The sequence below is a fragment of the Noviherbaspirillum malthae genome, from assembly GCF_015352985.1.
Taxonomy (GTDB): domain Bacteria; phylum Pseudomonadota; class Gammaproteobacteria; order Burkholderiales; family Burkholderiaceae_D; genus Noviherbaspirillum; species Noviherbaspirillum malthae.
The window spans coordinates 80925-95715 of record NZ_JACYXF010000015.1 but is presented as its reverse complement, the minus strand read 5'-3'; the positions used below and the strand labels follow the sequence as shown (position 1 = coordinate 95715).

General features: G+C 62.1%; 11 protein-coding genes. 10 read left to right on the top strand and 1 reads right to left on the bottom strand.

The genetic code is table 11. The features are described from left to right. The 8 genes from IGW03_RS17875 (at position 1) to IGW03_RS17840 (ending at position 9932) form a co-directional block, all read left to right on the top strand. Complete coding sequence (locus IGW03_RS17875; protein ID WP_194723924.1) at positions 1-459, top strand: tetratricopeptide repeat protein; 459 nt, start codon at positions 1-3, stop codon at positions 457-459. Next, positions 450-1199: a cellulose biosynthesis protein BcsQ gene (bcsQ, locus tag IGW03_RS17870; RefSeq protein ID WP_194723923.1), complete on the top strand. Its 750-nt coding sequence runs from the start codon at positions 450-452 to the stop codon at positions 1197-1199. The genes IGW03_RS17875 and bcsQ overlap by 10 nt, the downstream gene beginning before the upstream one ends. Continuing rightward, complete coding sequence (locus IGW03_RS17865) at positions 1196-2275, top strand: glycosyl hydrolase family 18 protein (protein WP_194723922.1); 1080 nt, start codon at positions 1196-1198, stop codon at positions 2273-2275. The genes bcsQ and IGW03_RS17865 overlap by 4 nt, the downstream gene beginning before the upstream one ends. Before the next feature lie 340 nt (positions 2276-2615). After that, positions 2616-4538 (top strand): BcsE family c-di-GMP-binding protein, encoded by a 1923-nt coding sequence (locus IGW03_RS17860; protein ID WP_194723921.1) that lies wholly within the window; start codon positions 2616-2618, stop codon positions 4536-4538. Between the two features lie 256 nt (positions 4539-4794). Beyond that, entirely contained in the window at positions 4795-6468 is a 1674-nt protein-coding gene (locus IGW03_RS17855; protein ID WP_194723920.1) for a tetratricopeptide repeat protein, read from the top strand. After that, a complete protein-coding gene (locus IGW03_RS17850; protein WP_194723919.1) occupies positions 6468-7817 on the top strand; it encodes a glycosyltransferase family 2 protein in 1350 nt (449 codons plus the stop codon). The genes IGW03_RS17855 and IGW03_RS17850 overlap by 1 nt, the downstream gene beginning before the upstream one ends. A gap of 1 nt (position 7818) precedes the next feature. Further along, on the top strand, positions 7819-8046 hold the full coding sequence (locus tag IGW03_RS17845) for a hypothetical protein (protein ID WP_194723918.1): 228 nt from the start codon (positions 7819-7821) through the stop codon (positions 8044-8046). Continuing rightward, positions 8043-9932 carry a polysaccharide deacetylase family protein gene (locus tag IGW03_RS17840; protein ID WP_194723917.1) on the top strand — a complete coding sequence of 630 codons (1890 nt, stop codon included), beginning with the start codon at positions 8043-8045 and terminating at the stop codon, positions 9930-9932. The genes IGW03_RS17845 and IGW03_RS17840 overlap by 4 nt, the downstream gene beginning before the upstream one ends. Positions 9933-10308: 376 nt before the next feature. On the opposite strand, the gene IGW03_RS17835 is transcribed toward IGW03_RS17840, so the two are convergent. Further along, positions 10309-12033 carry a tetratricopeptide repeat protein gene (locus IGW03_RS17835; protein ID WP_194723916.1) on the bottom strand — a complete coding sequence of 575 codons (1725 nt, stop codon included), beginning with the start codon at positions 12031-12033 and terminating at the stop codon, positions 10309-10311. Positions 12034-12190: 157 nt separating this feature from the next. Between IGW03_RS17835 and IGW03_RS17830 the strand changes: the two genes are divergently transcribed. Together IGW03_RS17830 and IGW03_RS17825 are read left to right on the top strand one after the other, a co-directional pair. Further along, entirely contained in the window at positions 12191-14035 is a 1845-nt protein-coding gene (locus IGW03_RS17830; protein ID WP_194723915.1) for a type 1 glutamine amidotransferase family protein, read from the top strand. A gap of 22 nt (positions 14036-14057) precedes the next feature. Next, positions 14058-14780 carry an alginate O-acetyltransferase AlgF gene (locus tag IGW03_RS17825; protein WP_194723914.1) on the top strand — a complete coding sequence of 241 codons (723 nt, stop codon included), beginning with the start codon at positions 14058-14060 and terminating at the stop codon, positions 14778-14780. Positions 14781-14791: the final 11 nt, after the last annotated feature.

Genomic DNA, 14791 nt, shown 5'->3' with positions numbered 1-14791 from the left:
ATGAAGCACACAGCCGTGCTAATTCTGGGCGTGGTGGCCACCCTCGCTGCGTACGCCGCGCCCCCGGATCCGATGCAGATGCCAAGGTCGTTTTTTGCCGAGGGCGATTACGCCAATGCGGTCAAGGGCTTCGAAGACGTGTTGCGCACGTTTCCGGCCGACGCGGTAGTAATGAATAACCTGGCGGTGGCCAAGGCCGCCAATGGCGATTACCAGGGCGCACTGGCCTTGCTCTCGCAAGCCGTACAATTGGCGCCGCATGTTCCTGGCATCGAAGCCAATCGGCGACAACTGCAAGACTATCTGCAGCCTGCGAGCGCCCGGCGTGCCGACTTGGGTGCCGACAGCAGCGCGCTGCCCGACCCTCCGGCGCTCTGGGCGTCATCGGCATCGTCCCCGGTGGCACGCCGCGTACCAACTGACCGACCTGATTGTGCGAGGAAAAAACCATGCAAGTAATTGCTCTCATTTCTGGCAAAGGCGGCGTCGGCAAAACCACGCTCACCGCCAACCTCGCCGTCGCGCTGGCGCAGCGCCAGGCGCGTGTCCTGGTGATTGACCTCGATCCGCAAAACGCCCAGCGCCTGCACCTGGGCATGGATCCGGACGACATCTCGGGCCTGGTGCGCGAAGGCATCCACCCCGACTCAATCTTCGATAGCCCGTTCGGCGTGCATTTCATTCCGTTCGGTCAGGTCTTGCCGCAAGACTTGGCCGAGTTCGAAGACGAGCTCGACCAGCAGCCGCATTGGCTTGCCGACCGTATTGCGTTGCTTGAAGCGGCGGCCTTCGACTTTGTCTTGCTCGACACCCCGCCCGGGTCCAGCGTGTTTCTACAGCAGGCGATGCAAGCGGCCCATCGTGCCTTGATCGTGCTAATGCCCGATGCCGCCTCGTACGCGACCCTTGCCAAATTCCTCGACTTGGTGCAGGAATACACCGCACAACGTGAAGACTTTTACGGCGCCGACCTGTTGATCAATCAGATGCCCGCGCAGAACCGGCTCGGGCACCAGGTGCGCGAAGCCCTGTACGAAAGCCACGGCAAGCAGCTGGTGCCGGTCGCCATCCACAAGGACGCGCGCGTTGCCGAGGCCCTCGCCTTCGAGCGCCCGGTGCTCGAGTACGAACCTGGATGCAAGACCAGCCTGGATGTCCAGTATCTGGCAGACTGGGTATTAGACAGTCACCAGCAATGATCGGTCGGCTCCTCCGCGCCTGCCTGATCCAGATCCTGCTGCTGGCTTCGTCGTTGGCCTGCGCCGACACGCCCCGGGCATGGGCATACCAGGCATGGTGGATGCCGGACAGCTGGCGCACTGCGCCCATTGACCGGCTCGAGCGATTACTCTTTTTTGAACTGAAGGTGTCGCCTTCCGGCGCCATCGGCCAACGCCATGGATGGCCCGAGCAGTGGCAGGAACTGCGGGCCACGCTGCGGCAAAAAAACGTGCCGCTCGACTTGACGCTGACCCTGTTCGGGGTCAAGGCCTTCGAAGCGCTGTTTTCCTCACCGCGCGCGACCCAGCGCCTGCTGGAAGAGGCCTATGACTTGGCGACCCATGTTGACGTTGCTGGTTTGCAACTCGATGTCGAAGTCTACGACCCGGTGCGTCCGGCGACACTGGCCGCCTACCGACGCTTCTTGCAGGCGCTTGCGCACAAGTTGCACCACCTGCAGCCACAACGGCAGCTGTCGGTTTTTTTCCCGCTCGGTGGGGCGTCAACGCTCTATGACGCACCCAGTCTGGCAGTTACCGACCGCGTAGTCATGCAAGCGTATGATGCGCACTGGACCGGCAGCGGCCAGGCCGGACCCGTTGCCCCGCTCACGGGCCAAGAGGCGGTCACCTGGGAAAAGGGCCTCGCTGCCGCGCGGGCACTGGGAGTACCGCCGCACCGCGTGGCAATGAGTTTTCCGCTGTATGGCTACGAGTGGCGTGTCGAGGGGCCGACGCTGCGTGCGGCGACGAAACGGCAAGGGACCACGACCACCTTTGCCCCGGTCCCGGCTGCGCACCTGCCTGATATCCGCGTCAATATCCAGGATCGGGTACTGCAGCATGGTGCTCAGCATGACAAAGACAGCGGCAGCTCCTACTATCAGTTCCGCAACGCAGAAGGCCATTACGTCGAAGGCTGGTTTGAAGACTGGTGGTCACTCAAGCGCAAGGCCGAGTTCATCCGGCGCGAAGGCCTGGCAGGCATGGCCTTCTTTATTCTAGGCTATGACAGCAATGCATTGGTCGACTACTACCTCAACGGCACGCCGTAACGCGGCCGCATCCCGAGGAGCAGCGTCGAACGGGCTGCAATTGCAGCAGGAACACGACATCAGATCCCCGGTCACGCAACATTAATGCTCCACGGCCGGGGGTACATACCCTGCCGTTGCGGCAAGGCGATGGCTTGCCTGGCACCGGGGTATAGGAAAGCCGCGATGACCACTTTCTTTGTCGCAATTGCGGTACACTCTAACTTGATTAAATGCAATTATAGATGTAATGCCTAGTGCGTTAATGTAAGATAATATGACTAGCGGTAACAATTGATTACTGTAAACGTATAAACATATCGGCGTGCGGCATCGGCGCCGGGCCGCAAGGATAGTCGCTATGGATGATATTCTCGACCCCGCCTCATCGGCTCCCGTAGCGCGACTCGGCATTGACGGCTTGCCCAATCTGACCAGCGCGATGTTGCCCGGTGGGGCCTATGCTCTGGTGGCCGGCACGCCGCCGGCTCGCTTTCCGGTCCTCGTTGCCAGCCTGGCAGACGCTGTGGACGCGGGCTTGCATTGCACGCTGATCGTGCCGTCCCATCCCGAACTGCTGGTCGAACGTATCGCATCCTATGGCTTGCTCGATCTGCATGCGTTGCTGCAGTCTGGCCAGGTTGCCGTGTTCGAGATGCAGGAAGAATTTGCAAAGAACATGTTTCGCTTTGGCGCTGACGGCTTTGTGCAGGAACTTGAATTTCTGGGGGTGCCGCAGCACAGTTACGTCATCGTTGACCAAGCCGATGATTTGCTGGCGCTGCATGATGTGTCGCTCGCGCTGGCGCAAGTGGACGTGCTGCGGCGCTGGCTCGAGCAGAGGAAGACTACCGCCCTGTTCGCATTTTCGCGTGCCGGTGCGGCGCAGGCGCCGACGATCAATGCCTTGATGGACAGCCTGCAGGGTCTGGCCCGCTTGCAAGTCGATAAGCAGGGACTCGATCTGACCTTCGACTACTGGCATTCGCCTGATGGCACGGTGGCTGCACGCACCTTCCATCTGCTGCCCAACAGCGTTGGTCTGTACTCGGCCTCGACCCGACCCGCGCTGGCGGCCATTGCCGCCGGTGGTCGCGTGGAAGACGCGGCGCCTCTGCCTGACGATGACCGCACTTTTTTCTATATGGACCCGGACTTGGGGAGCCTAGCACACCAATGTCCGGGCATCTGGCAGCGCGTCGACACCTTGGTCGGAATGATGCACGCGACGCGCGGCAGGACGGGAGCCACGATCATTTTGGCGTTTTACCGCGATACCCGCTTGCGATACCTGGCCGAAGCAGTCCATACGCTGCGGCTGAGCCTGGGTCGCTATGTGCGCATTGTGGTCCAAGAGAAGGATGCCTCGCTGCGTTACCAAAACGAGGCGCTCTTGCTCAGACTGGGGGTCAATCTGGTGGTGCACCGCGATGTCGCTCCGTCACGCCTGCCGCTCTTGCTGGAATCGCTGCGCGGCCAGGTGTTCAGTCGCGACGTCAATATTGATTTCGAAGCGGCATTGGCGTCGGTGCTGCCGACGCACTTGCGCGGTTACCTGGCGCCGGAACGCTTTATCAGCGAAGTCGGCGTGGTGCTCGATCGTGCCGAAAACCTAAACATCCCGTGCGCATTGATTGTAGGATCGCCCACCTCCAGCCGCAAGGTGGTGGACATTATCAAAACCAGTGCCGTGTCCCGCTCGGGCGACTTGATTACAGCTGACACCACCCAGTGCTTTCTGTTCCTGAACGCCTGTCCTCAGCCGGCACTGCTGAGCACCTTGCAACGCATCCTCGGGGCTCCTCTGGAAGTCATTCTCGAGGACGTGCGTTTTCTGGTCACCCGTGACGACATGATGCAGGAATTGGCGGCGCTGGCACGCGCGTCCAAACGCGGGCAGCTACCCGACTACTCGGCGCTGGTGCCTGCCACGCCCGCTCCCGAGAAAGCAGCAGACACGTCGGAAGAGCGATCGCCTGACGCCACCGATAGGCTGCCGCGCCCCGTCGATACCTGGACGGCGCGCGCGAAGATGCAGGAGCCTGTCCGTGCGGCACAGCTGGGCAGCGCGGCCGGGAATGCGCCCCTCGGCGCGCCGCCCCCGACGCGGGTTATCCATGTGCCTGCTTCTGTCCAGGTGGTCGACGTTGCGACCTCCACGCTCTATACCTACAACGACGTGGCCAGTGAAAAACGAGCTGGCCGGCGCGACGTGCCACGCGCCGTACGCAGCGCTGCCGGGACGGCTTTGCTTTCCCCGGCCAAGCCCTCTGCCGCCAACTGACAGTAGACAGACCCTAGGCCCTCGACCGCCAGATGCGTATCGCCTGCTCCTCCCTACGACCATGACTCCTCTGATTCTCCGTCCCCGCACTCGTTTGGTCGTTTCGGCCCGCTTGGCCCATGTTCTGCGCTTCCTCCCGGTGGCCATGGCCGTCAGTGCGGCGATGACGTCAACCGCGCGTGCACAGTCTGGCGCAGCTAGCCCCGCACTCGAATTGCACACACGCGGCCAGTATGAAAGCGCGGCTCAACGCGGCATGAGCGACCTGCTGGCACAGCCATGGAATCATCAATTGCGTTTCATCGTTGCCGATAGCCTGCAGCGAATCGGCAAGCGGGAGGAAGCCATTGCGCAGCTTGAAGCACTAGAGGGAACCACGTTTGCAGAGACCGCACGTGTGCAGCTGCAAGCGCTGCGCACCGCAGCTATTGCCGCACCCGCATCGCCGCGACCGGTCGCGCCGCCGGCGCCGTCCATGCCAGCAGCGCTCCCCGCGGTCGTGCCGGTCGTGCTCAGGTCGACCTACCAACCCATCGATGACGCCGGGCGCGGACAACTAGCCTCTCCGGCGGCAGCGGCGAGGCCAGCATGGATACAGTCACAGTACCTGCCTTCCTCCACAGGCGCAGGCAGCACCACCGCACAGCCACAGTACATCGCCCCATCGGGCCAGCCGGTTCCGGTCGAGCCGCGTCCGGTTCCGCCTGGCACGCTACCCGCTGGTGCGGCGTCACAGCCGGCCACCACGCGAAGTGCCGCCGCCCAGAATGTGGCGGATTTGTACGCCGCCGAGAAGTACCAGGATGCCGGTACCAGCGGCTACGCATTGCTGCAATGGGAGAAACCGGATGACGATCTCACCTTGGCCATTGCCAATGCCCTAGCCTGGACAGGGCGCCTGAGCGAGGCGATCACGGTCTACCAGCGCCTTGCGCAGGGGCGACTGGCCAATGAGGCGCGCGTCGGCATGGCCAATGTGCAGCGCTGGCGGGGACGCGATGAGCTGGCGGTGCCCCTCTACCGGGAAGTGCTCGCCACAGACCCGATGAACGCCTCGGCCAAGGAGGGCATGCGTCTGGCCCAGCGTGAGCTTCGCCCGCGCACGTCGGTTACCGTTGGCGGATCGGAAGATTCATCGGACGTTCGCCGCGACATCGTCACGCTCAATCATCGCTTTCGGGACCAAGGCGGCATGAACATGGTCGAGGTGGAGATGTCACGCGTTGCCGAAACATTAGGGACGGTCAACGCACGACAAAAGGATTTGACGCTGCGCTACCATGCCAACAGCCTGCCGGCAAAGCCGCGCTTTGAAGTGAGCCTGGCCAGCAACGGAGAACAGAATCTGTACGGTTCCGTGCAGTGGAAGGTCGGCGACCGCGACGATTTGCTGGAAGTGGGGCGCGTCAATTGGGGCAAGTATGCAAACAATCCCAATGCCCTGCAGTCCAGTTTGTCGGCCCTGCACTTAGGCGCACAAATGTCAGCGGCGCTGGAGGCGGGGGCGTTGACCGGTCGCGTCGATTATTACGACATCTCCGATGACAATACGATTTTCACAGGGAACGTGCGGCTCGTTTCCCACTGGCGTCCGCTCGGTTCCAGCGTCAAGCCCTTTGTCGGGGCTGAGTTCCGCGATGCCAAGTTCAACTCACCGAACTACTGGTCACCCGATGGCGGCTTTGGCTCCCTCTATGGCGGCTTGCTGGCCGAATGGAGTGGCCCTGACTGGAGCTTCTATACATCCGGCCAGGTAGGAGCCCGCCTGTATGGCGATGCCGGCACCAGCTGGAGTGCCGCAGCCGGAGGCAAGCGCTGGCTGTCGAATGACGTCGGCGTCGGTTTCAACCTGTGGAGCATGGCCAGCCAGCGCAACAACGCCGACTATCGTGCCAGCTCAGTGAATGTCAGCGTGGAGAAGCTTTGGTAATGCAACGGCTCTATCGCTACACATGGGTGGCGTTGGCGCTGTTCGCGGTCGCCGTTGGCATGGCGTTGAGCTATGAGGCGGTGCGCAAGGCGCAAGGATCGTTCAGTGTTTTGCTGGAAAGCTTTGTGCTGACGATGCTGACGCTCTACCTGCTGTTTTTCCTGGTGGTACTGGTGGCGCGTTACGCTATCCTGATTCTCTATTCGTTCATGGAACATCTTGAGGGCCTGTATTTCAAGCGGGATGGCCCCACCCCTATCTACCGGGATGACGCATCTTTACCGATGATTTCGCTGGTGGTTCCGGCGTATAACGAAGGCCTGGTGATCCAGGCCGCGATTCGTTCGCTGTTGCAGCTCGATTACCCGAATTTTGAAGTGATTGTGATCGACGACGGCTCGACCGACGACACCTACGATAAAGCAATGGCAGTGGCGTCTGAGCAGACGCGGATCCCGGTGCGGGTGATCACCAAACGCAACAATGGCAAGGCAGAAGCGCTCAATACCGGCATGGTGGCGGCGCGCGGGGAATTCATCCTCAATATGGATGGGGATACCAAACTGTCGCGCAACACGCTGCGCGCCTGCATTGTCCACTTCGACAACCCGAAAATCGGCGCCGTCGCCGGGAATGTCAAAGTCGTCAACCGTGAAAACATCTGGACAAAAATTCAGGCCTTGGAATATGTCGAAGGCTTGGCGATGGCCCGCAAGGCGCAGAGTTTCATGCGCTCCGTCAATATCATCCCGGGCCCGTTGGGCATGTTTCGCAAGTCAGTGTTGCAGCAGGTGGGCGGCTATGACAACGATACCTTCGCTGAAGATTGTGACCTGACGCTCAAGCTGCTCATGCGCGGCTGGCACATTGCGTATGAGCCAAGCGCCATTGCCTGGGTAGAGACGCCAAGTGGCCTGCTCGACCTGCTCAAGCAGCGCTACCGGTGGACGCGCGGCATCCTGCAGGCGACCGCCAAGCACAGGGCAGCACTCTGGCAGCCGCGCAAGGCGGGCATCAACTGCTTCATCTTGTGGTACATGCTCTTCGAAGGTATCATGTGGCCCTTTTCGACCATCCTGGGCAACCTGTTCTTCGGTTATGTCGGGTTCCAGTATGGTCTTGCCACCCTCCTGTTCTTTTGGTGGTTGCAGCTGACCATCCTGGATGTCATCTCCGCTGCCTATTGCATTGTCATTGAAGAAGAAGACCCCTCGCTCATCTTTTATGCAGTCATGTTCCGACTGTTTTACATCAACATCATCGACGTCTCCAAGGTGCTCGCAACGATTGAAGAATGGCGCGGGAATGCCATGACGTGGGGAAAACTGGATAGGGAAGGAAAACTCTGACATGGACCTGATTTCAATTCTGGCCACCGTGATTTTGGTGACGACCATTGGCACCACAGTCGCCGGTGTCGGCGCCTATGCCGCCTTCAAGCTGCGCGACAAGCGGCGCCCCAAGGCCAAGCGGGCCGGCGACGCTACCACGGCACGCGAGATTACCGAACCGGTGTTCCTGAAGCCGTACGTGCCGAAATTGCCGGGACAGACGCCGCAGCTGCCGACTGAACAATGACGGTCGCAACGGCCACCGTACCGACGATGGATACCAAGATCACGGAACGACGTACGACCCGACCGGCGGTACGACGGATGGGCACCTATCTTCCTCTGCTGGCGTTGCTGGGGGTCGCGCTGCCCATCTTGATTTACCTGACCGTGATGCAGACGCTGGGATGGCAGGTACCGCGGCTAGGCATGAACGGACTCTTGCCAACCTATGAGTACGGCGCCACGAATACCGTCCTGTATGCGTCCCGCACCACCCGCGACTACTTTGCCCGTGCCGGCGGCAACTACGAGACCCTGCTGGTCCCCTGGCGCAGCTATTTCAGCGCGCGTCGCGCTGGTTTCAAAGAATTAAGTACCGCAGACCAGCTCAACGCGCAGAAGGACGGGGTCGTTATCCTGCCTTCGGCAGTCGCGCTAGATCTTGACGAACGCACCGCACTGGCCGCATTTCGTGCGCGCGGCGGCGCCATCCTGGCCACGTGGGCCAGCGGCGCAAGAAATGGCAAAGGCGATTGGGAGGGCTGGCAGTTTCTGGAATCGCTTGGAGCCCAGATGATCGGGGAAATGCCGGCAACCGCCGAGGCCGGCCATTTGATCATGAATGGCGAATCGCCCGTGTCGCACCAACTGCCTGCCGGCTTTCGGTATGCGATGGCGAAGACGGCCGAGCCGCTGTTGCGCATCAAGGGCGAGCGCATTGCCGCGCGCTTCATGAATTGGACAAGAATCTCGGAGCCGGAACGTCGTGATGAAGGCGCCATTGTCATCGCCGAGCCCGGACCCGGCGTGGGTCGGGCAGCGGTGTTCGCTTTCTCCGAATCGGTGTGGGAAGCCCGTCCGGCCCTGCTCTATGCGCTCATCGATGATACCCTGCAGTGGCTCCAGCGCGACCCGGCCTTCCTCCGCGCTGCGTGGCCGCATGGAAAGCGGGCCGCGCAGGTCATCGAGATGGATACCGAAGAAGGGTTCCCGAACGCATTGGTCTTTGCGCAGATGATGAAGGACATTAATTATCGTGCCACCTTCTATGTATTGACCTCCGTTGCCCGACGCTACCCGGACGTGCTGAGCGCGCTGCATCGCGACTTCGAGATTGGGTACCACGCCGACGTGCACGACAGCTTCAAGGGGCAATCGCCCACCCTGCAACAGCAGCGCATGCAGAATATGCGCGCTGACATGGCGACGATCTTACCCGACGTCGCCACCATCACCGGGTTCCGCGCCCCCACCGAAGGCTATGACGGCACGACCGAGCTGCTGTTGCAAAAGAACGGCATCCGCCACCATGCCGCCGACCCGGCCCGCAGCGAGAGCCGACTGCCGCTGATTGAAAAGTCAAAGGACATTGCGCTTCAGGATGCGCTGGTGGTGCTGCCGCGCACGCAGCGCGACGATATCAACCTCGCTCAATACAATGTCGAACAGATGGCGCAGGAAATGGTGGCTGACTTTGACTTGACCGTCGACAATGGCGCGCTCGGGCTGCTCAGTGTCCATACCCAGAATTATCAGGCGGAGGGCGTGCTCGCGCGCGCGATGGTGAAGCTCCTCGACCGCATAAAGCAACGACGCGACCATGTCTGGCTGGCACCGGCGGGCGACGTCGCGACGTGGTGGAAAGAGCGCGAGCGCTTTCGGCTGTCCGTGACAAAAAGCGGCAAGCGCCTGGACATGAACGTCTCGATCGCAGGCACCACGCCCCTGCAGGGGGCAACCGTGCTCGTCATGCTGCCCCAAAAGGGCGTGCTGCCCCAGGTCCATTCCGCCAAGATCGGTTTGCCCAAACCCGAGGTGCTCTTGCTCGACGACTACCGGGCTGCCATTGTCTTTGAGAAGCTGGCACCGGGAGATTACGCGTACCAAGCCAGCTTTGCGTCAGGCAAGTAATTCAGGCACGATGTTGAAAGCGTGTCCCCCCGCCTGACGCAACCCTTATGCGCCTCGCAAGTCCAAGGCATTCAACTTGGCAATCAGAGGCGCGGGGGGCGAGACCCTCGATGCCTACCGCGTCGGGCAGCTTGCAGCGTAGCCAAGCCGTCCCATCGCGACGCCCTCGCTGCATGCACGTTGCATAACAAAACGCACTTGTGTTGGGGACCGACGGGCTGCTGCAGCGGCAACGCGTGCCTGGAACACCGGTGCCATCGAAGGTGCGGGGCTTCGGACTTGTGCCGGCAAACGATTCACGCTTTACGTCAGCTTAATGTGTTTTTTGCGCGGCTCCTGTTGCTGTTGGACGCAAGCCAGCCGTGAGCATGCGTGCCTACCAGAGTTTTTCCAGCGTGACGTTGGCCGACCGCGCTTTATAATCGGCATTATCCCGTCGGCTGGCCATGCTCCATAAGGCAAAACCAATACCGATGTCCGGGCCGAGCCAACGCTTGCCGCCCGTTGACCAGCTCCAGCTCCTTCCAGCTTCGCCGTACAAACGGGTCCCGGCCTGCGCCGAAGCAAACAGCGTCCAATCGGCCTGCCCCCACTCCCCCAACAGTCCGGCATACGCGGTGCCGAAACCGTTCGCTGGCGACCAGTATTGCGGCGTATTGAACCGCGCGTCGCGCGTCTCGATGCCCACAAAAGGCTTGACCCGTGCCCCCAGCGGACGCCAGGTCGGCACGAAACGCAGGCCGCTGGTCAAGATCGCGTTGTCATCGGAGATATCGTAGTACGCAAGGCGCGCCGTGACCAACCCAGCTGATGTGCCGTGGTTCCATTCCATGCCGGCATGATTGGCGTCGAGTGCGGCGGACAGCGCTTGGGGATTGACTGCCATCTTGCCCCAATCCACCTTCGCCAGTTCGACGGTCGCCTCGCCGATGGAGACACGCATGCCGGCATGCACAGCGCGCCGATCCCGGTTGGCCACGCTCAGTTCCAAGTTGGGCTTGAGCGGAAGCGTCGGCGCTGCATAGCGCAACATGATATCTTGTTGCTGGGCCCCCGCGCCCGGGGAACGGTCGCGTACGGCCGACGCTTCCACCTCATAGCGTTCCGTTCCTTCAGGATTGCTCCAGCGGTGGGTCAGCACGCCGTTGGCACGGCGCACATCGAATGAATCGGTGCTGGCCCCTGCACTGACGGTCGTGCGTGGGCGCAGTTCGCGGGTCGCGACCTTAAGGCCTTCGCGCGCGACTTCGTTGTTCGGCTCGCTGGCCAGCACCTTACGATACCGCCGGACGGCACTTTCATCGCGCCCGCGCCAGTGCTCAATGTTGGCCAGGCCCAATTCGGCCTGCAGGGCCGCCGGCCCGGTCGTGATCGCCGCATAGACGGACGCCGCCGCGTCGAGCCGACCAGTCCAGGCAAGACTGTTGGCAATGGCCAACCGCACTTCGTCAATCGGCGATTCGCGCGCCAGCAACGCAACGCCTTGGGTACCGGCCTCCTGATAATGGCCAGCCGCCACTAGGGACAGGATGTCCCGTTCACCAGGGGTACGGGCCGACACTGTCGCGCGCGCCGCTTCTTCGCCGGCGGGCAGAGTTTTAGTCGGCTCAGGTGTCGTACCCGGCGCCAGGTACTGAAACTGCGGTAACTGACGGATTTCGATCGCTGAATTGTTCTGGCCGATCGCACGTGCCGGCACCGTCGCCACCTGAGCTTGGGCCAACGTTGCCGTCGAGACCCGAGGGTAGGCAGCGTCAGTCTGAACCGGTGTGCTTGCCGGAGCGGGTTGGGCATCGCTCCGGATTTGCTGCAGGCGTACGGCGGCAATGTACGACAGACTTGTTCCTTCGAGCGCCTCCAGTTGGATCATGGCCTCGTTGATCCGCCCTGCCTTGATCAGGCGTTCCGCCATCGCGAAGCGCAATTCATGGTCCCACGGACGCTTCAACAATGTGTTCAGGCCACTCTGGATCGAATCGATTGCCGTTGCCTGTGCCAGGGTGGGCTGGAATACAAGAAAAGTCAGTGCAACCACCGAGCAGCGCACCCCCGGCCAGAGAGAAGAGACGTCGGGCACATCGCCGGTGGTTGTCGCACGCATCTGCAGTTTTTTCAGGCACTTCTTGATAAATATTAACCCGCACTATACAGTACTTACTGCAAAACAAGTATTGCTTACCTATAAGTTGAACCCCGTTGGCGGCGGGCGTGGTCTGTTCCGGCCTGTGATCGTGCCGCGCGTCGCATGCGTACCCCCTATGACTTTGATTTCGTCCTTGCCACCGCTGAGCCGCCGTCTTGTATCGACTTGCCTTGTGCTCGGATGCGGTGTCATGGTGCTGGCCAGCTGCACTACAACCGTTCCCGCGGAAAAAGTCGATGCCGCCGCCGCACGCGGTCAGCAACCGTCCCTGCCGGCCCATGCGCTGGTCATGGTGTACGCCAGTCCGACGACTGAGGCCGCGGCGTCGCGCACCGGCAGCTCGATACTTCCCTATGCCCAGCAATGGGAGCACTTCCTGCGCCGCTACCAGATCAGCGCAGGCATCACCAGCGACGTGGCGGCCATTGAGCAGATGGCGGCCCCGGTCCTGATCCTGCCTGGCGCGTCGCATCTGACGGCACGGGAAATGGCGGCCATCACGGCCTTTCGGGCCGGCGGCGGCTCGGTGCTGTCGACGGGCGAGACGGGTGTGCGCGATGAAAAAGGCCAGGCACTGGGCGACGGCTTTATGGCTAGCGCGTTGGGCGTACGGGTGGCCGGCACGACGGAAAACGAGGCGAACGATACATTCCTGATCCCCTATGGGACAAGCCCGGTGACCCATTCTCTGCCGGCCGGTCAGCGTGTCTGGCTGGAGCGGGTCAAGGATGCCTATCCGCTGCGGCTGACTGGGGGGCAGCCGGCGGCACGCATCATGGATTGGTCACGCAGCGCCGCCGCAGGAAAACCCTCGGTGGTCATTGCCTTCGACGAACGTGTCGTGGGCAAGCACTCCTCGCGGGCCGTCGTGTTTGGTTTTTCTGAACGATTATGGACTTCGGCGGACCCGCAAGCCATCGACGCGCTGGCCCATAATGCCCTCTTCTGGCTGCTGCGCATACCGACGGCGTCCGTGGCCGCCTGGCCGCATCCGTATCAAAGCGCCACCGTCATCACCATTGATGTGCCCGACCCGCTGGTGGAGACCGATCTCGCGTTGCCACAAGCTGTTGCCGGCCCCCAGGCCCGCGCCAGTTACTTTGTTTTGTCCGACACCGCTGCGGAATCGGCGCTCCTGATCAAGCGTCTGCGTCAGTCGGACCACGAAGTCGGGATGATGGGTGACCGGTTCGAGGGCTTCAAGGATCAAGCCACGCCCATCGTGCACAAGCGATTACACGGCGCCATCACCGCCCTGCGAGGCGCCGGGGTGGCACTCGATTCCGGGTACGGGATGCATCCCGTGATGGAATCCATGGATGCGACCACGATCTCGGCATTGCGTGACCAGCGCGCCGGCTATGCGATCGGCGGCCCGGAGTTTTCCGATGCACGCCTGCCCTACTTCGCTTCGGCGCAAGACGTGCGTTCGCCCAATGCAATGATCGTGCTGCCGCGCACCTTGACCGGCCCTGAGGACGCGATTGGCGAAGGCGATCCCAACGCCGGCATGGCGGTGTTCCTGCGCGAACTTGATGTCTCGCATGCCAGCGGCTCTCTGTCGATTATCCGCCTGCTGGCGCAAAGCATGCTCGACGACGGTCAACTGCGCACGATCAACGCCGCCCTCGCGGCGCAGCGCGACCACACCTGGATCGCGACCGCGCGCAATGTTGCGGACTGGTGGCGGATTCGCTCGCAGATTGCAGCCTCGCTGGACACCACGGTAACGCCACCACGGCTCGTGGTGACGCTCCACCGCGCAATGCCGTCGAACACTGCGCCGGCAATCTGGGTGACGCTGCCCCAGACCGGCGCCAGGCTCACGCTCAACGGCGGCCAGGGACAGCCTTTGCCGAAAGTGGCCATGGTCGACGACTGGCGAGCCGCCATTCCTCTCGATGGACTCACACCCGGCACCTATTACTGGCAGCTGTGGTTTTCCCGCCCCCTGCCTTGACTATCTGATTGGAGAGCATGTCATGCCTGGACATTCCTCGCGCCGCCGCCGTGTGACAGCGGCACTGATGATGATCGCCACAGCCGGCTTGCCGCTCGCGAGCGCCGCTCAAAGCACCGGGTTGCTATACGACCCGCAGCCGCCGGCCGATTCGGCCTATGTGCGCATCATTGCCCTGGGCACGGCCCCGATGGAGGTCGCCGTCGATGGCGCGCGGCGCATCAAGGCGCTGGCAGCCTCCGAACCGAGCGAGTATCTGGTGCTTCCCGCAGGACCCCACCAGTTCGAGTTGCGTGGCGGGGGCCGCACCCGCCATGCGACGGTCAATGTCCAGTCTGGACGCGCACTGACACTCGCCTTCATCACAGCCCAAGCCGATGCCGCGCCGGTCGTGTTTGAAGACCGCCCCAACGCCAACAAGCTCAAGGCGGTCGTTGCGGTCTATCACCTGCATGCCAAGAGCGGCGCGTTGGATGTATCGACCGCCGACGGTAGCACACGGGTATTTGCCAACGTGGGGTTTGCGACCAGCAGCGCGATCCCGGTCAATCCGATTACGGTGGACCTCATCGCGTCGGCCGCCGGCGACAAAGCGCGCCTGACGGGCGCGCGCCTCGCGATGGCGCCGGGTGGCACCTATAGCGTCTTTCTGGTGCCCGACGCCAAGGGCAACCTTGAATTGCGCACTCGCACCAACCAGATCGAGCGCTTTACCGGCGCTCACCACTCTTCTTCGCAACCCTGATCTCGACGATT